Source organism: Dolichospermum circinale AWQC310F, from assembly GCF_000426925.1.
Taxonomy (GTDB): Bacteria; Cyanobacteriota; Cyanobacteriia; order Cyanobacteriales; family Nostocaceae; genus Dolichospermum; species Dolichospermum circinale.
Map to the genome: position 1 here is coordinate 82,931 of NZ_KE384717.1, position 24,396 is coordinate 107,326.

The 24,396-nt window shown below is 38.6% G+C and carries 21 protein-coding genes; 18 read left to right on the plus strand and 3 right to left on the minus strand.

The genetic code is table 11. The features are described from left to right. Positions 1-356 precede the first annotated feature (356 nt). Positions 357-2,546, plus strand: coding sequence for a DNA helicase RecQ (gene recQ / locus ACIR310F_RS0120780; RefSeq protein ID WP_028085496.1), 2,190 nt, complete (start codon positions 357-359; stop codon positions 2,544-2,546). A gap of 385 nt (positions 2,547-2,931) precedes the next feature. Here recQ and ACIR310F_RS0120785 read toward each other — a convergent pair whose 3' ends face one another. Continuing rightward, complete coding sequence (locus ACIR310F_RS0120785) at positions 2,932-3,168, minus strand: hypothetical protein (protein ID WP_231387630.1); 237 nt, start codon at positions 3,166-3,168, stop codon at positions 2,932-2,934. 226 nt (positions 3,169-3,394) lie between these two features. Between ACIR310F_RS0120785 and ACIR310F_RS0120790 the strand changes: the two genes are divergently transcribed. From ACIR310F_RS0120790 to ACIR310F_RS0120825, 8 genes are all read left to right on the plus strand, one after another. Next, positions 3,395-5,368: an AMP-dependent synthetase/ligase gene (locus ACIR310F_RS0120790; RefSeq protein ID WP_028085498.1), complete on the plus strand. Its 1,974-nt coding sequence runs from the start codon at positions 3,395-3,397 to the stop codon at positions 5,366-5,368. Positions 5,369-5,535: 167 nt separating this feature from the next. Beyond that, a complete protein-coding gene (locus ACIR310F_RS0120795; RefSeq protein ID WP_028085499.1) occupies positions 5,536-5,985 on the plus strand; it encodes a YlqD family protein in 450 nt (149 codons plus the stop codon). A gap of 132 nt (positions 5,986-6,117) precedes the next feature. Next, a complete protein-coding gene (gene hpsJ-A / locus ACIR310F_RS0120800) occupies positions 6,118-6,888 on the plus strand; it encodes an HpsJ-like protein, cyanoexosortase A-associated (RefSeq protein ID WP_028085500.1) in 771 nt (256 codons plus the stop codon). A 10-nt stretch (positions 6,889-6,898) separates the two neighbouring features. Next, positions 6,899-8,455: a cyanoexosortase A system-associated protein gene (locus tag ACIR310F_RS0120805; protein WP_196803267.1), complete on the plus strand. Its 1,557-nt coding sequence runs from the start codon at positions 6,899-6,901 to the stop codon at positions 8,453-8,455. 234 nt (positions 8,456-8,689) lie between these two features. After that, positions 8,690-9,988 carry a dihydrolipoamide acetyltransferase family protein gene (locus ACIR310F_RS0120810; protein ID WP_028085502.1) on the plus strand — a complete coding sequence of 433 codons (1,299 nt, stop codon included), beginning with the start codon at positions 8,690-8,692 and terminating at the stop codon, positions 9,986-9,988. A 171-nt stretch (positions 9,989-10,159) separates the two neighbouring features. Then, a complete protein-coding gene (gene trxA / locus ACIR310F_RS0120815) occupies positions 10,160-10,477 on the plus strand; it encodes a thioredoxin (RefSeq protein ID WP_028085503.1) in 318 nt (105 codons plus the stop codon). A gap of 559 nt (positions 10,478-11,036) precedes the next feature. Then, positions 11,037-11,243, plus strand: a complete 207-nt coding sequence (locus tag ACIR310F_RS0120820) for a type II toxin-antitoxin system HicB family antitoxin (RefSeq protein WP_027403752.1) — start codon at positions 11,037-11,039, stop codon at positions 11,241-11,243. A 2-nt stretch (positions 11,244-11,245) separates the two neighbouring features. Then, positions 11,246-11,470, plus strand: a complete 225-nt coding sequence (locus ACIR310F_RS0120825) for a type II toxin-antitoxin system HicA family toxin (protein ID WP_028085504.1) — start codon at positions 11,246-11,248, stop codon at positions 11,468-11,470. 90 nt (positions 11,471-11,560) lie between these two features. Here ACIR310F_RS0120825 and ACIR310F_RS0120830 read toward each other — a convergent pair whose 3' ends face one another. After that, positions 11,561-11,995 carry a DUF29 family protein gene (locus tag ACIR310F_RS0120830; RefSeq protein ID WP_028085505.1) on the minus strand — a complete coding sequence of 145 codons (435 nt, stop codon included), beginning with the start codon at positions 11,993-11,995 and terminating at the stop codon, positions 11,561-11,563. A 393-nt stretch (positions 11,996-12,388) separates the two neighbouring features. Here ACIR310F_RS0120830 and ACIR310F_RS0120835 point away from each other — a divergent pair, with 393 nt between their 5' ends. Then, positions 12,389-13,270 carry an SMEK domain-containing protein gene (locus ACIR310F_RS0120835; RefSeq protein WP_028085506.1) on the plus strand — a complete coding sequence of 294 codons (882 nt, stop codon included), beginning with the start codon at positions 12,389-12,391 and terminating at the stop codon, positions 13,268-13,270. Between the two features lie 255 nt (positions 13,271-13,525). Here the strand turns inward: ACIR310F_RS0120835 and ACIR310F_RS0120840 are convergent, their stop codons facing one another. Then, the gene (locus ACIR310F_RS0120840) at positions 13,526-14,374 is read right to left on the minus strand and encodes a M28 family peptidase (RefSeq protein WP_028085507.1); all 849 of its coding nucleotides are present in this window, start codon (positions 14,372-14,374) and stop codon (positions 13,526-13,528) included. Positions 14,375-14,653: 279 nt separating this feature from the next. Between ACIR310F_RS0120840 and dnaK the strand changes: the two genes are divergently transcribed. From dnaK to bioF, 8 genes are all read left to right on the plus strand, one after another. Then, positions 14,654-16,699: a molecular chaperone DnaK gene (gene dnaK, locus ACIR310F_RS0120845; RefSeq protein ID WP_028085508.1), complete on the plus strand. Its 2,046-nt coding sequence runs from the start codon at positions 14,654-14,656 to the stop codon at positions 16,697-16,699. 228 nt (positions 16,700-16,927) lie between these two features. Next, positions 16,928-17,920: a DnaJ C-terminal domain-containing protein gene (locus tag ACIR310F_RS0120850; RefSeq protein ID WP_028085509.1), complete on the plus strand. Its 993-nt coding sequence runs from the start codon at positions 16,928-16,930 to the stop codon at positions 17,918-17,920. Positions 17,921-18,229: 309 nt separating this feature from the next. Next, positions 18,230-19,213 carry an alpha-ketoacid dehydrogenase subunit beta gene (locus ACIR310F_RS0120855; RefSeq protein WP_028085510.1) on the plus strand — a complete coding sequence of 328 codons (984 nt, stop codon included), beginning with the start codon at positions 18,230-18,232 and terminating at the stop codon, positions 19,211-19,213. 269 nt (positions 19,214-19,482) lie between these two features. Continuing rightward, complete coding sequence (gene secD / locus ACIR310F_RS0120860) at positions 19,483-20,895, plus strand: protein translocase subunit SecD (protein WP_028085511.1); 1,413 nt, start codon at positions 19,483-19,485, stop codon at positions 20,893-20,895. Beyond that, complete coding sequence (gene secF / locus ACIR310F_RS0120865; RefSeq protein ID WP_028085512.1) at positions 20,892-21,860, plus strand: protein translocase subunit SecF; 969 nt, start codon at positions 20,892-20,894, stop codon at positions 21,858-21,860. Before secD ends, secF begins: the two co-directional genes overlap by 4 nt. Positions 21,861-21,939: 79 nt before the next feature. Beyond that, the gene (locus tag ACIR310F_RS0120870; RefSeq protein ID WP_028085513.1) at positions 21,940-22,347 is read left to right on the plus strand and encodes a hypothetical protein; all 408 of its coding nucleotides are present in this window, start codon (positions 21,940-21,942) and stop codon (positions 22,345-22,347) included. Between the two features lie 161 nt (positions 22,348-22,508). Beyond that, positions 22,509-22,913 (plus strand): GNAT family N-acetyltransferase, encoded by a 405-nt coding sequence (locus ACIR310F_RS0120875; protein WP_028085514.1) that lies wholly within the window; start codon positions 22,509-22,511, stop codon positions 22,911-22,913. Positions 22,914-23,048: 135 nt separating this feature from the next. Continuing rightward, positions 23,049-24,221, plus strand: coding sequence for an 8-amino-7-oxononanoate synthase (gene bioF / locus ACIR310F_RS0120880; RefSeq protein ID WP_028085515.1), 1,173 nt, complete (start codon positions 23,049-23,051; stop codon positions 24,219-24,221). The last annotated feature ends 175 nt before the right edge of the window (positions 24,222-24,396 follow it).

Genomic DNA, 24,396 nt, shown 5'->3' on the forward strand with positions numbered 1-24,396 from the left:
ACCTGACTTACTAGCAGTTATTAGTTGATTTTGTACTTTTGATGTTCTATAATAACCCACATTGCTACATACAGCACTTACCGATGTTATGAGGTACAAAATCACCCCTCCCCGTAAGCAGGGAGGGGGCTATGATGTACTTCATAACAAATGAATCTGCTGTATCTAGTTCAGGCTGTTAATGGGTAATCAGTAATTGGTGATCAAATCCCTATTTTCATCCTGTTAATCCTTTTATCCTGGATATCCTGATTCTGACATTTTCCTATCTATAAATTGTAGCGTTCCCCATTCCCCAAAGTGCGTTAAAATTTTAATATCTTCATCACAACTCAGACACGCGACAACCATCTACCATGCTTCAGTACCCCCACTTAGAACAAGCCCTAAAACATCATTTTGGTTACGATCAATTTCGTCCTGGACAAAGGCAAATTATCGAAGATGCCTTACAAAATCGTGATTTAATGGTAATTATGCCCACTGGTGGGGGTAAATCTCTGTGCTTTCAATTACCGGCACTTTTAAAACCCGGTTTAACAGTGGTAGTGTCACCATTAATAGCTTTAATGCAAGATCAAGTGGAAGCACTGAGAACTAATAACATTTCTGCCACATTTCTCAATAGTAGCCTGAATGCCTATAAAGTTCGCTCTCGTGAAGAAGCGATCATGAATGGTAAAATAAAATTACTTTATGTCGCTCCTGAACGTTTGATTAGCGACCGATTTTTGCCCCTTTTAGACGTAGTTAAGGAAAAAGTAGGAATTTCCACCTTTGCCATAGATGAAGCCCATTGTGTGTCAGAATGGGGGCATGATTTCCGTCCAGAATATCGGCAATTAAGACTACTCAGAAAACGTTATCCAAATGTTCCTACTATTGCTTTAACAGCTACAGCTACAGATAGGGTTAAAGCCGATATTATTGAACAATTAGGATTAAAACAACCAAGTATTCATATTGCTAGTTTTAACCGTCAAAATCTTTATTATGAAGTTAGAAATAAAAGTAAAAATCCCTATGCTGAAATATTAGAAATAGTTAGAGAAAATCAAGGTTCAGGGATTATTTATTGTTTAACTCGCAAAAAAGTTGATGAACTAACTTTCAAATTACAAAATGATAAAATCGCTGCTTTACCTTATCATGCAGGTTTAACGGATGAAGAAAGAACTAAAAATCAAACTCGATTTATTAGAGATGATGTGCGGATAATGGTAGCGACAATTGCTTTTGGGATGGGTATTAATAAGCCTGATGTTCGCTTTGTGATTCATTCGGATTTACCTCGAAATTTAGAAAGTTACTATCAAGAATCTGGCCGCGCTGGTAGAGATAATGAACCTTCTAAATGTACATTATTTTTTAATTATGGTGATATTAAAACTATAGAATGGAGTATTAATCAAAAAACCGATCCTCAAGAACAATTAATAGCTAAACAGCAATTAAGACAAGTTATAGATTATGCAGAGGGGACAGACTGTAGACGCACAATTCAATTAAGTTATTTTGGCGAAAGATTTCCGGGAAATTGTGGTAATTGTGATAATTGTCGTTATCCTAAACCTGTACAAGATTGGACAATTGAAGCCATGAAATTTTTATCTTGTGTGGCTAGATGTAAGGAAAGATTTGGAATGTTACATATCATTGATGTATTAAGAGGTGCGAAAAATCAGAAAATTGTCGTTAATAAACATGATCAACTTTCTACCTATGGAATTGGTAAAGATAGAACATTAGACGAATGGAGAATGCTAGGAAGATCACTATTACATCAAGGTTTATTAGAACAAACTAGCGACGGTTATTCAATTTTAAAACTCAATGCTTTAAGTTGGGAAGTCATGCGAAAACAACGACCAGTTTCTATTTCTGTTCCCATAGCGCAAAAAATGACCTGGGAAGATGGAAATAATAAACCTGTAGATGTGGAAATTTTAACTCAAAAATTGCGATCGCTTCGTAAACAACTCGCAGATGAACAAGCTATCCCACCCTACATGATCTTTCAAGATTCTACCCTCAAGTTAATGGCACAAATTCAACCCAAAACATTAGATGAATTAGGTAAAATCTCCGGCGTTGTTAGTTATAAACTATCTCAATATGGCGAAAAATTCCTAGCAGAAATTCAGGCTTATCATCAAGGACAAGGTTTACAACAAAATACCATTCATCGAGTTAATTCTTTATCCTCTTATCACACACTATCTGATACTGAATTAACAACATTAGAGTTATATAATCAGGGTTTTAGTATTGAAGAAATTGCCCAAAAACGCAATGTTAAATCTGGTACAATTATCAATCATCTCTCCAATTTAATTGAGAAAAAACAATCTTTAGATATCAGTCAATTAGTACCTTTAGAACGTCAGAAAAAAATCTGGCAAATTTTAGAAGTTGTTGGTGATATTTCTCTCACACCTCTTCGGGAAAATTTAGGAGCAAACTACAGCTTTGATGAAATTCGTTTAGTTAGGGCGAAGTGGCGACGAGAAAAACATAAATCTACTCAATATGATATTGACTTTTAGGTTTTCCGCTTTTTCTTGTATATAAAGCTAGAGATAACAGTTTAGGCAAAAACAAACAAATAGCAGCATTTATTAGCGTGAGCAATATACCCTGAATTAAAGTCATAGATAACCTTCCCTTATAACTATCTTTGATCACTACATCTTTATTTTGCCTTACAAACACTAGCTTTGATCAACTTCTAGTTTTTAAATATCTTTTAGATTACATAAGTAAATTAAATACTTTTAATCCGCAAGTTCCCCATTCCCTTGTTTTTGATGAATAGCAATCCTGTATAATTTGTGAGAGTTCGCGTTTTCATCTAAAATTATGAAGAGCGCAGAGAAAAAAGAAAGATATTCACAAACAACTGAGGACTGCTACTACTCAATAGTACTTACTTTATCTAAGAGAACACTGAGAACAAAAACGCGGCTTGAATTTACAGAATTGACTACCCGTTAAACTATAGGTTGTACAATAGGGGAAACTAGTTATTTCTTTGGTGGGTTTAGAAGTGGAAGCAACGGACAATAGTTGAGACTGTTTAGGTTTACGAACCGAAACCATAGATAATAGCTTAGGCAAAGCTAAACAAGCCCCAGCGTTGATGACTGTCAGTAATAATACATCCATCATATCTATAGGGAATCACCCCCAGGCGAAACGACATCAGAACGGTTTAGTTAATAGTAAAATATATGGCAACATCAGGTAATGCACGAAAACTTAACCATAGTATTTAGTCTATATAAAATCAGTTTAGCATAGAATTTTGTAGATGGAAACTAACAGTAACCTTTATGAATTAATATGTAAACTGAATATGAACTACCATGATTAATTGAATTTAACAGTAGTATTTATGACGAATAATCAATCTACAACTTCTTTCTTAAATAACATTTCTCAACGAGAACGTCTTGCATTACAGAGTTTAGTAGATTACACAAATGTAGAGTTATTACCGGAAATTTGGCCTTTGGCTGCAAAGCGATTTGGTGATATTATCGCTTTGTATAACCCCCACTCCCAACCAGAAGTAAAAATTACCTATAGTCAACTTACAGAACAAATTAACCAATTTGCAGCCGGTTTACAGGCATTAGGCGTAAATACAAATAATAGCGAAAATCTTCCCTACGGAGATCGAGTTTCCTTGATAGCGGATAATAGTCCGCGTTGGTTTATTGCGGACCAAGGTATCATGACTGCTGGGGCTGTAAATGCAGTTCGTAGTTCCCAAGCGGAACGAGAAGAGTTACTTTACATTATTTCCCATAGTGGCAGTACATCTTTAGTAGTTGAGGATATCAGAACTTTAAATAAATTAGGGGAACGCCTGAACGAATTAGCGATTAAACTGGTAGTTATACTTTCTGACGAAACACCACCCGCAGAACTAAAATTTCCAGTAGTCAACTTTACCCAATTACTAGAAATTGGTAGGAATCATAAACTAGTCACAAATAAGTATAGTGCAGAAACCTTAGCAACATTAATTTACACTTCCGGTACTACGGGAAAACCCAAAGGTGTAATGCTCTCCCATAGAAATTTACTGCATCAAGTTGCAACTCTGGGAACGATTGTGCAACCCCAAAAAGGGGATACAGTCCTCAGTATTTTGCCCACATGGCATAGTTATGAACGCAGCGGTGAATACTTCTTACTTTCTCAAGGTTGTAGCCAAATTTACACTAATTTGCGTTCCGTCAAAGGAGATTTAAAGAAATTCAAACCTAATTATATGATTGCTGTGCCAAGATTATGGGAATCAATTTATGAAGGCGTGCAAAAGCAATTCCGAGAACAACCAGCCAAAAAACAAAAATTGGTGAAGTTTTTACTAGAAATCAGCCAGAAATATATAGAATCACGGCGTATTTCCCAGGGATTGAGTTTAAATCACATTAATGCTGGAATTATAGAGCGTTTTCAAGCCAAAATAGTAGAATTGGCATTATTAGCGATTCATATACTAGGGGAAAAATTAGTTTATCACAAAGTAAGAGAAGCGACAGGCGGTAAAATAAAGCACGTTATTAGTGGGGGTGGGGCGCTTCCCAAACATATAGATAACTTCTTTGAAATTGTTGGTGTTGAAATATTACAGGGTTATGGGTTAACAGAAACATCACCAGTAACTAATGCGCGTCGTCCTTGGCGGAATTTACGTGGTTCTTCGGGACAACCAATTGCCGGTACAAAAGTGAAAATTGTCAACCCAGAAACCCGTCAACCCCTACCAGCAGGGGAACGGGGTTTAGTCCTTCTCAAAGGACCACAAATCATGCAAGGCTATTATCAAAATCCTCAAGCCACCAATAAAGCCATAGACCCCCAAGGTTGGTTTGATAGCGGTGATTTAGGCTGGGTAACGCCCCAAAATGACCTAGTATTAACAGGGAGGGCAAAAGACACCATTGTTTTAAGCAACGGCGAAAATATCGAACCTCAGCCCATAGAGGACGCTTGTTTGCGATCGCCCTATATTGACCAAATTATGTTAGTAGGACAAGATCAAAAAAGTATTGGTGCCATAATTGTCCCTAACCTGGAAGCCTTAGCAAAATGGGCAGAAACTCAACATCAGATAAATGATAGTCAAAAAATTGACTTAGAGAGTAGAATAGTCCAGGATCTGTTTCGTCAAGAGTTAAATCGTGAAGTTCAAAACCGTCCCGGTTATCGAACCGATGATCGTATTGGACCATTTAAACTAATTTCGGAACAGTTTTCCATTGAAAATGGCATGATGACACAAACCTTGAAAATTCGTCGTCACATTGTGATGGAACGATATTGCGATATTATTAACGGAATGTTTGCCAAATAATTCCCTAAATCGCAAATTGTTTTTACCAAATTTCAGATCTCAGAAACCATTGGAGAAACAGGAAATAGAAAAAAAATCTTTTTTTAACACCTGAAAACATAGTATCAGTATCTTCTCTGAACTCATCTCCATACTACAAACTATTGAAGAGTGAACGGACAATTTTTATGGATGTTTCCAACCCTCAATTGCTTTTAAAACGCCCGGTTAATGTTAAAGCCATAGTTACCCCTCTCTGGAAAGAGGAAGTACACCAACAATTACAAGCTCAAATTAATCAAGTTGACCAACAACTACAACAATTAGACATTGAAGGACAAAGAGCAATTACTGCTATTCAAAAACAGAGTCTTCAACCACCAGGACCTCAGACCCTTCAACAAATTGACAACGTTCAACTCCAAGTTAATCAAAAGAAAAGTGAACTTCTAGAACAGAAAAATCAAATGCTGCAAAACCTCCAGCAAGTACAATTGTTGGAATTAGATGAAGAAGTCAACCAATTTCAATTGGAAAGCTTTTTTCGCATTGAACTAGGTGATAACTTAATTAGTAAAATGCAGGTTGAAGTTGTCCTTCGTGACGGCATTGTCGAAGAAATTCGCGGAGACATCTAAACATGATACTAAAAATCTTCTACTTCTTAGGAAAGTAGGAGATTTTTTTAACCAATTCGAGCAGGTATCCCCTTTTTCAGATCTGATCAACACCTGTAACTAACCTATTCTGGAAAATGAATATTAACCTAAATGAATAATATCAGAGAAAGTATTAATTTCTTCTTTTTTTCTTTAGTCAGAAATTTTATCAAATTTTTCAGTCGAGTTGACTTGAGAAGGAAATCCTTAAATAGCGGTGATCTAACTGGTCTATTACCAATCATCGGTTATGCTCTTGTGATTATGTCATTCATAGACTTTATCTCTGTTGCTGCCGAGCTTAAACTGCAAAACTTTGAAAGTGAACTTAATTCCATTAGCGCGTTCACTGAACACAGTTGGATTTTTCTGATTGGTTTGGGGTTTATTTTTACTCGCTATTTTAGCGAAAATCAATATGATATCCGCTATCCAGAAATTATTTTTCAAAGAATTATTCGCTGGGTAATCTTATTAATTGGAGTCGCATTTTTCCTGGCAATTCCCCTGGTTTTTGTAAATACAGGACGTTTATTAAAATCAGTCAATAATCAGATCCTTGAACAGCAAAAGGGCAATCTTGAACAAATAGCTCAAATCGAAAAAGGTCTCAATTCTGGTCTGACTACAGCACAAATCCAACTTATTGGTAGAAATATCAACCTGACTCCAGAGGAATTAAAGTTACCAGAGCCTCAAATCAAAGATTCAATTAAACGAAACTTACTCATTGCTAAAACAAGAATTACCGAAGCAGCAAATCAAGCCAAGAGACAACAACTTAGAAGTACATGGAAAAATAGTTATAGAACAATTATCGCTCTTCTCATTCTTGGTTTTACCTTTGTGATTGTTTGGTTCAAAATAGGACAGGTTTTTTAAAATGTTACAGATGATGTTAACAATCAAACGTAAAATACAAAGATTCAGCAAAGTTAAACTCAATTATACTTTCCTACTCCTATTCATCTTTGGATTGATTTCTGCAATTAACCTCACACTTTATTGGCGAGTTGAACAAAATTTTAATCAATGGTTCTTGGAACTAACACTATATGGAAGTATCCTATGGCATCTTTATCAGCAACGCTATGATCTCACTTTGGTTAGTGTATTTCCAGCTAATTTTATTGGTTGTTGTTTGATCATCATTCCCTACCTCAATGCAAATTTTTCAATCCAAGAAATCTCTATTTTCTGGTATTTTCTACCGTTAATCACTTCCGTAGGTTTCGCTTTATTAGCATCGGGATTTCAGGGAATTAAACAATTTCGCCGATATTTAGTAATTACTACCATATTTCCCTTGGTTGAAATCTTGGTAAAGTTATTGGGAATGCTAATTAAGATTACAGTCATTTCTGCCAAATTCACCTCTTTTCTTCTATGGTACTTGGGCTTTGATTCCACTACTCAAGGCACTCTTGTTTATGTTAATAATGGGATAATTGATGTTTTGTCAGAATGTACAGCAATACCACTTCTAATCTTGTTATTAAAAGTTTCTTTTCTGTTAATCATTCTTTTTCCCTCTTTCCTGAAAAATATTTATTTGCCCTTTATCCTCTCAGTCGTTATTAGTGGGGTTTTTTCCGTTATCCGATTGGCTATTATCGCCCTTGTAGTCACAGATAAACCTGCATTTAATTATTGGCATGGTTCTCAAGGTGGTGATATCTTTGCTTTACTCTCGTTCCTCTTGTTTGGGATTACTATTCTCTTCCTATCACCTAATCATCAAATTCCATCATCACTGTCAAAAGTTACATTTCATAAATCCCAACCATTATCCTATTCTAATCTAATTATAGGTATTAGTTTGATCATTATTTTATCTAATTTTTCTCTCCATACCAGTGCGGGCTTGAGTAAAGCAACTATCTATCATTTTCCCCAGCAAATTCCTCTCCCAGGTTGGCAATTAACCGCTAGTGAACCTGTTTCTGTATCTCAAAAACAGAATAAGGAAATTGAATCTGATAACAAGCAAGAGATATTATCAGGACAAATTTATCATTACCAAAGCTCTGGACAGAGTTTAACTGTCAATTTATACTACATCCTTTCTAGTTTAGGCGATATCTCATCCTACTATGAGCAATTTAGTTATCTACCTGATTTACCTAAGCTAATAAAGCCTCTGGAAAAGGTTAACCCCAAAGGACATCATTTACACTTCTCCTCTGAAGAAAACCACTATTTGACGGCTTGCATTAATTCCATGGGAAAAAGTACAGTCACAATATCTCAATTCACTGGCTATTTTTATCGTCCTTACCTTAATCCCTCTCAATGGTTGAATCTCTTCAACGGTAAACAGACCATCCGTGACAGACGCTGTGTCTGGGGGCAACTCTCCTTAGCTAAGGGTAGTGGGGCTGAATTGGAGGCTGTTTGGCAGGCTTTATTATCCTATTGGCAGGATAATTTCCCTAAGTTGAAAAACTAGACCAAAAGATGGGGAGGTTGACAATTGATTTTAAATATGTTAAAATTAGAAAGACAAGGAAGAACTATCATAAAAATTAAGGATTTCAGAATCGCCGACTATGACATAGTTGGTTGGGTTTGATGTAAAAAACGGATTTTTATATTTGGCAAAAAATCACCAACTTGACCACAGAACTGTTAAAATCCATAAATTAAAGTCCATATATTATTTATTGATTCTGAAACCACCATTATGAGCATTAACGAAGTATTTATGCCGGCGCTGAGTTCCACCATGACCGAAGGAAAAATTGTCTCCTGGGTCAAATCGCCGGGGGATAAAGTGGAAAAAGGCGAAACGGTGGTGGTTGTCGAGTCAGATAAGGCGGATATGGACGTAGAAACCTTTTATGAAGGATATCTAGCCCATATCATCGTTGCCGCTGGTGAAACCGCCCCAGTAGGCGCAGCGATCGCTTATATTGCCGAAACAGAAGCAGAAATACCTACAGCCAAGTCCTTAGCTAACGCAGGCGGTGCTGCTGCATCTTCCGCACCCGCCCCCACACCTGTAGCCGCTGCTGCGATCGCTACCCCTATCACTACATCTCAAAATGGTTCTAACCATCAACCAGGTCGCGTAGTAGTTTCACCTCGCGCCCGTAAACTAGCCAAAGAACTGAAAGTTGATTTAAATACCCTTAAAGGTAGTGGTCCTTACGGTCGCATTGTCGCTGAAGATATAGAGGTTGTTGTCGGTAAAGTGCAGCCCGCTACCACCCTTGTTGTTACTCCCCCCGTTGTCACCCCTGCCCTTGTAACTGCCCCAGCCCCAGTAGTCACACCTGTACCCACACAGGTGGTTACTAGTTCTGTTCCTGGTCAAGTAGTACCATTCACTACCTTGCAAAATGCTGTCATTCGGGGTATGGTAGCCAGTCTATCTGCACCTGTATTTCGTGTTAGTTACACAATCAGCACCGATGGATTAGATAAACTTTACAAACAAATTAAATCCAAAGGTGTGACAATGACGGCACTACTAGCCAAAGCTGTAGCCGTAACATTACAAAAACACCCCATTCTTAATGCCAGTTATTCAGACCAAGGCGTTGTTAAGCACTCTGACATTAATATTTCCGTAGCAGTGGCCATGGATGACGGCGGATTAATTACACCGGTTTTACAGAATGCAGATGCAATTGACATCTATTCTTTATCTCGCAATTGGAAGTCTTTAGTAGAACGCGCGAGAACAAAACAGCTACAACCAGCAGAATACAACAGCGGTACTTTCACCATTTCCAACTTGGGAATGTTTGGTGTAGATACCTTTGATGCTATTTTACCCCCTGGACAAGGTTCTATTTTAGCCATTGGTGCATCACGTCCCCAAGTAGTAGCCACAGCCGACGGGTTATTTGCGGTGCGCCAACAAATGCAAGTGAATATTACCTGTGATCATCGCATCATTTACGGTGCTGATGCTGCTGGATTCTTGCAAGACCTAGCGAAGTTAATTGAAACCAATCCCCAATCTTTGACAATGTAATACTTATTATTTGGTATTATTGGTAGTCCAGTTCCCTTCCCTTGCGGGGAGGGGCTAGGGCTGGGTTTTTGCGACTACACCGGGGATCTATAAAAAATATAAACATATACAAATTCCAAATTCTAAGAACTAACATAAAAACAAACTATTCATTAAAAATTAGCGTGTGTTATGACAACCAAAAAACAATTCAATAGCTTTGAAGAAATGCTATCCGGTTCAGATTTACCCGTCTTAGTAGACTTTTATGCTGATTGGTGTGGCCCTTGTCAAATGATGGTATCAATTTTAGAACAGGTCAACAACCAATTAAAAGACAGATTACGGATTGTCAAGATTGACACAGAAAAGTATACAAATTTAGCAACTCAATATCAAATTTCGGCCTTACCAACCTTGGTACTATTTAAACAAGGGCAACCAGTGGACAGAATTGAAGGTGTTATGCAAGCACAACAGTTAGTAGAACACCTGAAATCACGGCTTTAGTATGGTTTCCCAAATTAGAGATGGGAAATTTCCCATCTCTATAGTTTTCACGCATCAGACCTCTGAAGAAAAAGAATGTAGAACCGAGAATCCCTAACCAGGTCACATCTCTACAAAAGTTCTAGGATATACGTATGTCCCTGCCGTTTTTGGTGGAGAAGCAGCTAAAGATGTCCGTGGTGCAGCAATTCCCGTTTATGGTAGTTTGTGAAATACACCACGACGGAGAAAGAGAACGGTGATGAGGGTGGTATCTGTTTGTTACTCAGCAGGTATCACCTATAATTATTAGTCAAAGTGATCGCAATTGACTTTTTACGATAATTTGCGGTAATCTTCCATTAAGACTAATAATCGGTCGAAATTTTCAAAGCTAAAATACAGGTATTACTTAACTACAAGTTACAGCAAATTGTCATCAAACCCGGAACAAGAACCCCACCCCCAACCTCCTCCAATATCAAAAGTTTATCCTTTTCTTCCCCCCGCTGCGGGGGGATTGAGGGGGGTGCGATGAGGGGGCTAAGATGTACCTTATATGATTGGAAATCGCTGTAGTATGAAATTCAATGTCACGATTGATCGAGATGAAGATGGTGTCTGGATTATTGAATGTCCTAGTATTCCTGGTTGCATTAGTCAGGGAGCAACAAAAGAAGAGGCTTTAGAGAATATTCAAGATGCGATTTCTGCTTGCTTACAGGTTAGGGCAGAAATGGGGTTGCCATTGACTATTGAAACTAAACAAGTAGAAGTCTTAGTATAGTTATGGCATCAAAACTACCTGTTCTGAGTGGACAAGAAGTAGTTCGTACTTTTGAAAAGCTGGGCTGGCGATTTGCACGCCAAAGTGCAAGTCATATAATTTTGGTCAAAGAAGGTGAAATGGTAACTTTGTCTGTTTCTGATCATCATGAGGTGGCAAAAGGGACTTTACGGGGACTGATACGAACTGCTGGGTTAACAGTAGAAGAATTTATTGCCAATGTTTAAATATATGGTATGTATTATTTGTAGTATTGGCGATCGCTACACTGACCTTCTGAATCGCCTAAGCTCCCATTAGAATCCTTAACACCCAGTTTAAATTTCTAGATTTGTAGAGATTAAAATCATGGCGCGATCGCATATCTCTTGACGGTTGACTAGTTTGGCTAACTCATGGGGTTCATAGCGTCCTTCCTCAACCTCTGAGGAGGCGCGATCAACTGCTTCTGTATAAGCTTCGGAAATTGCTAGGCGTAATTCATCGGTATTGAGGTATGTTCCGCCAGCTTTACGTCGCTGGTTTTTGGTTTGGATACCGCGTATAGAGTTGCGAATTGATAGCTCCCACGATTTCGTAGTGCGATTTTCTGCTTTTTGCTTGATTAGATGCATAAGCAGAATTACTGCATAGCTACGAATATTGTTGATTTTATCATCTCTGCTCATTTCTTCTAATTCGTCAACAATTGCCAAAGCTCCAGTCATATCACCTTTAAGTAGTAATTCCCTTAATGTCAAAAGTTCTTCCATATCTTTAGTGATGTGAGAATGGGATATATAGTAGTTATAGCATTAGTTACTATATCCATTAAGATAAGAGGCGATCGCTACTCTGAACTTTGAACCTCCTACATTAAACTTTAGAAGAGAGAAGAATCAGGCGATCGCACTCCAAAACACATCAAATCATTCGAGAATGTTTATTGTTGGATGGAATAGCAATCGCATTTGGCAAAATTTAGCAGATAATTAACAGACGTAAAATTACTAAGAATTAGATCGAGATTTAACTTTAGATCAATTCATCAAATGGCTTGACAAAAAGTAAGGTTATGCAATGATTTACCTCTATAAATTTTACCGCAACTGCGATAGGATTATAGGATTATAATAGATTGGGTTTAAAAAACGAAGGAAGTGCAAATGTCCACAGAACAAGAGATAAAAAATGCCATAACAAGACTCACGTTTTTACAACTTCATATTCAAAATTTTGTGAAGCAGTCTTTTGGTGACCTGTCATTTCAAATTGAGGTAGTTGTAAAGGACTTACTCAATGTTCTGGAAAATGCAGATTACGTGAATGTGAATACAATTAAGCATAACCATCCAGCGATTGATTTATTAGATAAAGAACAAGGTATTGCAATACAGGTAACAACTGATGCTAGTATGACCAAGGTGAAGCATACACTCAAAATGTACAAGAAACATAGTATGGCTTACGAAGAACTCATTATCTTGGGGTTCATCAAGAAAACAAATGCTAAATCTCCTTCTCCTTTCGCTAAAATTGTTGGGATCGAATATCTACTGGACAAAATAAAGAGTTCCAACTATGAAACAATTCAAAAAGTAAATGATATATTGCAGAGAGAGATTCCTTTGCATCTCTTGAATCCCCTTGATGACGTTATGTGTCTCGAAATTGTGCTAGGAATAATTGATAGAAGTGCTGTCCGAGATTTGACCCGGAGTGAGGGTGACTATGGCGATATGGTAGTTGGCCTGAAAAAGATTAAGGAGGTCATCCATACTGGAAGAATTTATGGGAAGTCAATAACAGCTAAATCTCTATCGGAGTATCAACCTGATGTCAGGGAAAAGTTAGAGGAAATTGAATTCTCAATATCGAAAATAATCCAAATATATAATAGAGCGAAGAATCAGTCCAGTAGTCCTACCTTTATTTTTCTGGATTCCAGAGAACGGCAAGATATTGATGATTGTAAGCGAGAAATAGCAGACCTTGCAAATCAGTTAGCAAAAGATCAAGGCATAAATAAGGAGATCAAAGTTGGGTGAAATCTAGTATGTTAATTTTGATGAAACTTCCCTGTTTTTAGTTCATGCAAATTTTGTGTTTATCTGAACGCAAAGTCCATGTAGGATAGGGTTTTACCCGAAATAGATACCAGAGATTTTAGATGAATTTTTACCTCCTCAAAAGGCACAGATCCAAATTGTCGAACGAAAGAAGTTTTAATCCTGTTAATCCTTAAATCCTGGACATCCTGATATGGCTTGCGCCACGCTACGCTATCAGACAATAATCTTAATTTAAAATCTCCTAATCCCTTGTTCCAAACCCTCACAGACACCTGTAAGAAAATCTAAATCCAAAGTGGCAATAGTATCACTTGGCTGATGATAATGGGGATTTCGCATAAAAGCGGTATCTGTCACCATGATTGCTGGATAACCTTCATCCCAAAACGGTGAATGATCACTTAAACGAGTTTGGGGAACTAATAAACCCCGATTTGGTGCTGGTAGCCATTGACTATTTATACTGGATTGCTTGATACTACCACTTAAACTAATTAAATCACCCAAAGTCCGCAAATTGCCAATTAAAGCAATAAAATCACCACGATTTGGATAAAAGAACTGTAAAGGAAAAGGGTATTTTTGAGAACCAGTAGTAGAATCTCGATATCCCAACATTTCCAAAGATATCATCAAACGAAGAGGTTGCTTTTGTTCGCGCAACAAAGCTGCATAATCAGCACTACCCAACAATCCATATTCTTCCATATCAAAAGCCACCAACCGCAAAGGATATTTCGCGGGTTTTTCAGCAAAACTTCTAGCAAATTCTAATAAAACAGCCACACCTGTAGCATTATCATCAGCCCCAACAGTTCCTAACACACCATCATAATGAGTGCCAATTAAAATAGGTGGTAAATTGGTTTTCTGGTTTGCTGTTGCACCAGGTAAATTTAAAATCAGATTTTTACAGCTTTTACCTCTAACTTCAAAGGTGTGGATTTCCACACTTCCCCATTGTCCCAATTGCTGGTGAATGTATTCTTGAACAAAGAAATGTCCCGCACTGTCCATGTATGGATTGCGTTCTCTCGCTACTTCCTGAAGGTGGTTTTCTAACCGCTGTTTTAAATTCAAAGTGGATAAGTCTAATGTGTAATGGGTAAGAGTAAAGATAAATATTTACTTTCCCAACTGACCAATGACCAATGACCAATGACCAATGACCAATGACCAATGACTTAAAATGCTATCCTAGTTTAGCAAGTAGCACCGCTGTTGCTAAAATGCCTCTAATTCCTGATTTAATGATGACTATTATATTATTGGATTGTTGACCTAATTAGCACTAAGTCAAAATCAGCCTTATTATATCATAATAAATCTACAAAACACGCAACGGGAGACGAGTAACGCATGGGCAAGGTAGTTGGCATCGACTTGGGTACAACCAACTCAGTAGTCGCCGTCATGGAGGGTGGCAAGCCGGTGGTGATTGCCAATGCAGAAGGAATGCGAACAACCCCCTCCGTAGTTGGCTTTAGTAAGGAAGGTGAAAGGGTTGTAGGGCAAATGGCTAGGCGGCAAACCGTCCTTAATCCCCAAAATACCTTTTTTGCGGTAAAACGCTTTATTGGGCGCAAATATGGGGAATTAAACCCGGATTCTAAGCGTGTTCCTTACACTATCCGTAAAGACGAAATTGGCAATATTAAAGTTGCTTGTCCTCGGCTGAATAAGGAATTTTCCCCGGAAGAAATTTCGGCCATGGTGTTGAAAAAATTAGCTGATGATGCTAGTCGTTATTTGGGTGAACCTGTTACCGGGGCTGTGATTACTGTTCCGGCTTATTTTAATGATTCTCAGCGTCAAGCTACCCGTGACGCAGGTAGAATTGCAGGTTTAGATGTTTTACGCATTCTCAATGAACCCACAGCCGCATCTTTGGCTTACGGATTAGATCGAGGTGATATGGAAACTATCCTCGTTTTTGACTTGGGTGGGGGAACTTTTGATGTATCCATTCTGGAAGTGGGGGACGGCGTATTTGAGGTTAAGGCTACTAGTGGAGATACTCAACTCGGTGGTAATGATTTTGATAGAAAAGTGGTTGATTGGTTGGCGGAACAGTTTTTAGAAGCAGAAGGGGTAGACCTAAGACGCGATCGCCAAGCGTTGCAAAGACTAATGGAAGCCGCAGAAAAGGCTAAAATAGAACTTTCCGCAGTCAGCGTCACTGATATTAATTTACCTTTTATTACTGCCACGGAGGATGGTCCAAAACACCTAGAAAGCCGCTTGACGCGATCGCAATTTGAAGGTTTATGTGTAGACTTGTTAGGTAGATTAAGAACACCAGTAAAGCGGGCATTAAAGGATGCCGGACTCTCTCCGGTAGATATTGAGGAAGTTGTTTTGGTCGGTGGTTCTACTAGGATGCCTATGGTAAAACAGCTAGTTCAAGACTTAATTGGCATCGAACCCAGCGAAAACGTGAATCCTGATGAAGTTGTCGCCGTCGGTGCGGCTATTCAGGGCAGTATTCTCGCTGGTGAAACTAAGGATGTTTTGCTATTAGATGTTACACCGCTGTCTTTGGGTTTGGAAACCATCGGCGGTGTGATGAAAAAACTTATACTAAGGAATACAACGATCCCAGTGCGTCGTTCTGACATCTTTTCTACTTCCGAAAATAATCAAAACAGCGTAGAAATCAACGTGGTTCAGGGTGAAAGGGACATGGCCACAGATAACAAGTCTTTGGGACGGTTTAAACTTTATGGTATCCCCCCAGCACCAAGAGGTATTCCCCAAGTTCAAGTATCTTTTGATATTGATGCTAATGGTATTTTACAGGTAACAGCTTTAGATCGTACCACGGGCAGGGAACAAAGCATCACCATTCAAGGCGCTTCTACTTTAAGCGAGTCCGAAGTTAACAGAATGATTCAGGATGCTCAAAAATACGCCAATATTGATAGACAACGGAAAGAACGAGTTGAAAAACGTACCCGGGCTGAAGCTTTAATATTACAAGCAGAACGGCAATTACGCGAACTAGCGTTAGAAATGGGAATGCAATTCGCTCGTAACCGTCGTCAACGCATTGATAATATTTGTCGCAATTTACGGGAAAGTTTACAAGCTGATGAAGATCGTGGTATTGATCAGGCTTATGCTGATTTACAAGATGCTCTTTATGAACTGAATAGAGAAGTCCGTCAGTATTATGCTGAGGATGAAGATGATGATCTATTTGGCGCTATCCGTGACATCTTTGCTGGTGAAAAAGAACCGGAACGAGATGTTTACAGAGATAATTATCGGGAACGAAATTCATCTAACCGAGGTGTTAACAGAGATTATGGGAGAGAAAATCGTTCTCCCAATTATGAACGTCCCACCCGCACTAAACGCCCCAGCTACCAGGATAATTGGGATGATGATGATGATTGGCTATAAGGTAATTTTAGATTTTAGATTTTGGATTTTGGATTCAGTATCTTTGATCTAAAATCTAATTTTCAATATTTGTAGCGTCATTAATAAGTATAAGCACAACTGACAACTGACCACTGACAACTAACAACTAACTACTAACAACTGACAACTGACAACTGACCACTGACCACTGACAACTGACAACTAAACTAACAACTGACCACTAAACTAACATTTAAATAAGAGATTATGCAAAATTTGCAAAATTTTCGGGATTATTACGAGATTTTAGGAGTTTCTAAAGATGCTTCCAGTGAAGAAATTAAAAAGGTTTATCGTCGTTTAGCTAGACAATATCACCCCGACCTCAATCCTGGCAATAAGGAAGCAGAGGAAAAATTTAAAACTATTGGTGAGGCTTATGAAATCCTTTCCGATTCTAGCAGGCGATCGCAATATGATCAATTTAGCCGCTATTGGCAACAAAACGGTTTTACAGGTAATAAACAAACTCCCAAGTCTAAAGGTTGGAATAACCGCACTAATGACCGTTCCAGTCAAGATGTAGACCCCAGCCAATTTAGCGATTTTGAAAGTTTTGTGAATCAGGTAATTGGTGTTAGCAACCGCAAAGAACCGAAAAGCAGTTCGGAAAATACCACCACTAGCGACCCCTTTCGCAGTCCTAGAACTAAAGTTGCATATACGGTTAATACTCCCCCTCGTGCTAACCGTCGAGATATTGAAGCTAGATTAACCTTACCTCTGGAGAAGGCTTATCAAGGTGGTAATGAAAGAATACGCTTAGAAGATGGGCGATCGCTCGAAGTGACTATGCCCCCAGCCATGGTGACAGGTCAAACTATTCGCCTCCGCAATCAAGGAATTAGTGGTGGTGATTTATACTTAAAAATCACCGTTGATCCTCATCCTTTGTTTAAGCTAGAAGGTGCTAATATTTTCTGTCAAGTACCTGTAACTCCCAGTGAAGCAACATTGGGCGGACAAGTTGAAGCACCCACCCTTGATGGTCCAGTGAAAATGACTATTCCCCCTGGTGTCAGGTCTGGACAAAGATTTCGTCTTGGTAATAAAGGCTACCCAGTTGAAAATGGTCAACGTGGTGATCAACTAGTGGAAATTCAGATAGTAACCCCAAAAAATATTAGTCCTCAAGAACGGGAACTTTATGAGAAATTAAGAGAAATAGAAACTTTTAAACCTCGTGCTGATTTAATTTAAGCCAAAAATTAAGCCAAAAAAACACACAGGATCATTAACCGCAGACAAATCAATGCTTCATATAAAAATGACATAAGTTACCCAACATTTCAATAGATAGGATTTGAAAGGACGGAGATTTAATTTTCACTAGTGCTATTTTTGCGTGCAATTATTGTTTAAGTCAGATATCATGATTTTTCTACCACTAGGTGCTGACAATTGATGATCAAGAATTAACCCAAGTGTCAACAACAGTGCTAGGCTTGACGGTATTTGGGACAATGGCACGATAAAATTCTATAACGATAAATTGCAATAAAGGTCTAAATGGCAGAAACACTATTTTTCAACGCTCTGCGGGAAGCTATTGACGAAGAAATGTCCCGCGACTCCAAAGTATTCGTTTTGGGTGAGGACGTAGGACACTACGGTGGTTCTTATAAAGTTACTAAAGATCTACACCAAAAGTATGGTGATTTGCGAGTTTTAGATACCCCTATTGCGGAAAATAGCTTTACTGGAATAGCTGTAGGGGCTGCTATGACCGGGTTACGTCCTATTATTGAAGGAATGAACATGGGCTTTCTGCTCCTGGCCTTCAACCAAATTTCTAATAATGCGGGTATGTTACGCTATACTTCCGGTGGTAACTTTAAAATCCCTATGGTCATTCGTGGTCCTGGAGGTGTGGGTAGACAATTAGGTGCGGAACATTCCCAACGTCTAGAAGCTTATTTCCAAGCTGTTCCCGGTTTAAAAATTGTCGCTTGTTCCACCCCTTACAATGCTAAAGGCTTACTGAAAGCAGCTATCCGCGATGATAACCCAGTCTTATTTTTTGAACACGTTTTACTTTATAATTTAAAAGAAGATTTACCAGAAACCGAATATGTCCTCCCCCTTGACCAGGCTGAAGTTGTCCGTAAAGGTAAGGATGTGACAATTTTAACTTATTCACGGATGCGATACCATGTTTTACAAGCTGTGAAATCTTTGGAAAAACAAGGTTATGATCCAGAAGTTATTGATTTAATTTCTCTTAAACCTCTCGATTTTAACACTATTGGCGCATCAATTCGCAAAACTCACCGCGTTATCGTTGTGGAGGAGTGTATGAGAACTGGGGGTATTGGTGCGGAATTAACCGCTTCTATTAATGACCGCTTATTTGATGAATTAGACGCTCCTGTATTGCGTCTTTCTTCCCAGGATATCCCCACTCCTTACAATGGTAATCTGGAACGCCTCACAATTGTTCAACCAGAGCAAATCATCGAAGCAGTCCAGAAAATGGTCGCTTTGCGAGTTTAGGTATTTGTCAGTTGTTCGTTGTCAGTTGTTCATTGTCAGTTGTTCATTGTTCGTTGTTCATTGTCAGTTGTTCATTGTCAGTTGTTCATTGTCAGTTGTTCGTTGTTAGTTGTTTGTTATTCGTTGTTTGATTACTTATGAACCACTGACCACCGACCACCGACCACTGACCACTGACCACTGACCACTGACCACTGACTACCCCAAACTTCTGCTCACAACCGACAAAAAGAGCGTTATTATAACCTTTGTCAGTTGTGAGTCATTGTATGCAAAAACAGCGATCGCTATTAGCATTAATTATAGTCTTGGTAATTGCCGCCATTACGGTAATTGTCAAAATTCCTGTACCCCTGGGATTAGATTTACGGGGCGGTTCTCAGCTTACCATTCAGGTGAAACCAACAGCGGAAATTCCCCAAATTACCGAAAGGGAATTGGAAGCTGTGAAAAAAGTGGTCGAAGGACGAATTAATGGTTTAGGTGTTTCTGAACCTGTAATTCAAACTGTGGGTACAGATAAAATTTTAGTACAATTACCTGGTGTCAATGACCCAGAACAAGCAGAACGAATATTAGGTGGTACAGCACAGTTAGAGTTCCGTATCCAAAAACCAAATACAGAAGCCCAACTTATAGCTTTACAGGTAACAAAAAACGACCTAAAAACCAAGCGGGAAGAGTTGAAAAAGACCAAAGATCAAGCTGCAATTAATACCAATAAACAAGAGTTTGATCAAAATAATCAAGCAGTAGCAGAATTGTTTGAAAGTACCAACCCACCTCTCACTGGTAAATATCTCAAGGATGCCTATGGACAGCCCACTCAAGGCAATAATTGGGACGTGGCCATCCGTTTTGATCAAAAAGGTGGTGAACTCTTTGCAGGGCTGACAAAAGACCTGGCGGGAACTGGTCGCAGTATCGGTATTTTCCTGGATAATGAACTGATTAGTTCACCTACTGTGGGAGTAGAATTTGCTGCTACTGGGATTACAGGCGGTTCTGCGGTAATTACAGGTCGTTTTCAAGCCCAAGAAGCGAATGATTTAGGGGTACAGTTGCGCGGTGGTGCATTACCCGTTCCCGTGGAAATTGCAGAAAGAAGAACGGTAGGCGCTACTCTAGGAAAAGATAGTATTCAAAGAAGTATCTATGCTGGTATTGGCGGTCTAACTTTAGTATTAATATTTATGGTATTGTACTACAGACTACCAGGAATGATCGCCAATATATCACTATTAATTTACTCCCTACTCACTTGGGCTGCTTTCTGTTTACTGAGTGTCACCCTCACCTTACCCGGAATTGCTGGTTTTATTCTCAGTATCGGTATGGCTGTTGATGCTAATGTCTTGATTTTTGAACGCACTAGGGAAGAATTACAAGCTGGTAAATCTCTGTATCGTTCTGTAGAATCCGGTTTTTACCGCGCTTTTTCTAGCATCTTAGATAGTAATGTTACTACCTGGATTGCTTGTGCTGCTTTATTTTGGTTGGGTTCAGGACTAGTAAAAGGCTTCGCGCTCACATTAGCTTTAGGTGTAGCGGTAAGTATGTTTACCGCAATTACTTGTAGTCGCACATTGATGTTTTTAGTTATTTCCATTCCCTCTTTGCGGAACACCAAACTTTATGCTCCTAATGTGCCAGTAATAAATAAGACAGGAGTGGCACAATGAGATTAAATATTAACAAAGCACGGGGTACATGGTGGACTATTTCCTGCGTTATTATCCTCAGTGGGATTATTTCCATGGTGATATCTTCTTTAAATCCCAATATTAAAGCCCCTTTGCGTCCTAGTTTGGACTTTATTGGCGGTACAAGGTTGCAATTGGTGCGAGATTGTGGCAAAATTGGTAATTGTGATCAGCCCATAGATATCAATGTTGTGCGAGAGGTGGCTAAATCTCAAGGTCTTGGTGATAGTAGTATCCAATTAATCTCGGAAAATGGCCAGGAAAATGGTATCACTATCCGCACGAAAACACTCGCAGCCGAACAGCGTATCAATCTCCAAAATGCTCTCAGTGAAAAAATTGGCACTTTCGACCCGCAAAAAAATCAAGATGACTCCGTTGGTGCAACTTTAGGAAAAGAGTTATTTGCTTCTGGAGTCTTGGCTTTAATAGTTTCCTTTATAGGAATTACTATCTACATGGCTGTCAGATTTCAATGGGATTACGCTGTATTTGCCATTGTAGCCTTGTTTCACGACATTTTGATTACAACTGGGGTTTTCTCGATTTTAGGCTTGGTTTTCGGCGTTGAAGTGGATAGTCTGTTTATCGTGGCCTTGTTGACTATCACGGGTTTCTCTGTTAATGATACTGTTGTTATTTATGACCGGATTCGAGAAACGATTAAACTTCATCCTGAACAACCAATTGCTGATGTTGTTGATGATGCTGTTAACCAAACTTTAAGTAGGTCAATTAATACTACTTTAACAACTCTACTGACATTAACTGCTATCTTCTTCTTTGGTGGAGAAACACTGCATAATTTTTCTTTAGCTTTAATTGTGGGCTTTATTATGGGAGCTTATTCTAGTATTTTCATTGCTAGTACACTGCTGATCTGGTGGCGAGAACGTAGTCAAAATTACTCAGTTCAAACCCCTATCAGTTCCCCAGAAAGTTAAATTCATTGATCACTTGTTCCTAGTCGGAGACTGGGAACGAGATTAACGAGATTTTGTAGACACAAGTTATACCATTGCTATGGATAAACCTGAAGTACCATTTGAGGGGGAACAATTAGCCTTAGACCCTGATTTTGCTCAACAAATACACAAACTACATCTGCTAACAGTATATGGTAGATGGTTATTTGCTGGCTTCTTATGGGTAACTATCGCGCCTTTTTGTTTGTGGGATTTACGGACAGAAATTTATTTATTGCAACAATATTTTACCTGGGTAGGATTACGATACGCGCTGATTTTTCACCCTTTGTCTGCTCTTGGTTTAAGCTTGTGCATTGCTATGACAACTTCTGTGTTAGTCTGGCAAAGTCGTAATATCCTTTGGGGATTACCATTAAAAGAGCAGGAACATTTACAAAAGCAAGTTTATCACATTCGTCAACAAGGATCTACACATCCTCTATGGAAGTGGGTTTGTAAATGAGTAGGTAATAGGTAATGGGTAATAGGTAATAGGTAATAGTAATAAAAGGGAGTTTTTTAACTTTTAATTGAAATATTGCATATACATATACAGCCTTAGTAATTTTCAGGAAAATATGCCATAACAGAAGCGAACATATTGTGATAATTGGATGATCATAGATGAAATATTCTCAAATTCAATTTAGTCAAAGTCTTGGTGATATTGATATTTGTAAACTTCAACAATTGTTTGATATTACTGCTTTTTGGGCAAAAGGACGAAATATAAAAGATTTGGCTATAGCTATTGCTAACAGTGAACCTGTTATTTCCGTATGGGATAAAGAATTATTAATTGGCTTTGCTAGAGCAACCTCTGACGGCATCTATCGCGCTACAATTTGGGATGTTGTCATTCATCCAGATTATCAAGGTAATGGACTAGGTAGCAAGTTAATAGAAACAGTTTTAAATCATCCTCGAATGCAAAAAGTAGAGCGTGTATACTTAATGACTACTCACCAACAAAAATTTTATGAAAAGATTGGTTTTCAGGTGAATAAAACAACGACAATGGTTTTATAAAATCTTGACAATTATCACCTACACAAAATACGTCTCAAACTCTCTTGTCTTCCTGTCCTTTGCTCCTTTGTGGTTTATTATTCCCTAACTTGTGTGTAAGTCCTCAGAATCTTCATAAATTAAGCAGTTCAAATAATGAATAATCATCCTTATGCCTGGATAAACGAATCTCTGTCCACTATTCACCAGGCTGACTGGTATCGTTCCGTAGAAACTATTCACAGCCGTCCCGGTGCAACAGTGTTATTATCTGGGCGAGAGGTGATTAATTTTGCTAGTAATGATTACTTAGGACTAGCAGGTGATCAACGTTTACAAACAGCCGCTATTAATGCTATTCAAGAATTTGGCACTGGTAGTACAGGTTCTAGATTACTCAGTGGGCATCGAGAATTACACAGAGAATTAGAACGGGAAATAGCATCTAGCAAACAAACCCAAGACGCATTAGTATTTAGCTCCGGTTATTTGGCAAATCTAGGTACAATTGCGGCTATAGTCGGTAAAAGAGACTTGATTTTAGCTGATCAATTTAACCATTCCAGCCTCAAAAAAGGGGCAATTCTCAGCGGTGCAACGGTGATTGAATATCCGCACAGTGGGATGGCAGCACTATTGCAAAATTTACAGCAATATCGAAAAAATTACCGACGCTGTTTAATAGTTACTGATAGCGTTTTTAGCATGGATGGTGATTTATGTCAATTACCCCAACTGCTAGATTTAGCGACAGAATTTAGTTGTATGCTATTGTTAGATGAAGCTCATGCTACGGGAGTCATGGGTAAAACTGGTGCTGGGTGTGTGGAACATTTCGGGTGTACAGGTAGAGAATTAATTCAAATTGGCACATTAAGTAAAGCTTTGGGTAGTTTGGGCGGATATGTAGCCGGTAGCAGTGACCTAATTGACTTTTTACGCAATCGCGCCCCTAGTTGGATTTATACCACTGCCCTTTCCCCCGCAGACACAGCCGCAGCCTTAGCGGCCATGAAAATAGTCCAACAAGAACCGCAAAGGCGATCGCAATTGTGGCAAAATGTCAACTATTTAAAACAATTAATTCAAGATAATTTACCTAACTTAAAATTATTACCGACGGAATCAGCGATATTATGTTTTCAATTACCCAATGCAGCCGCAGCATTAACAGCAGGAAAGCTAATGCAAGCATCAGGAATTTTTGCCCCGGCCATTCGTCCTCCCACAGTGAGTACAAGTCGGATTAGAATATCTATGATGGCTACCCATGAGTTAGCACATATTCAGAAATTGGTGGAAGTGATCAAAATTATTGAATATTTCTAGATCCTGAAAGGACTTTTTCTAGTAACTTACGTTTTTTGAACTAAGTAGGTGAACGGAAAAAAACCGACATACAGCAAGTAGCTTTGAGTGAGGTACACTTTGTGCAGGCAAGATGCCCGCACCACAAGAGTTTTATTATTAATATCTGTACTTCATAATATCGGAAACTGCTGTA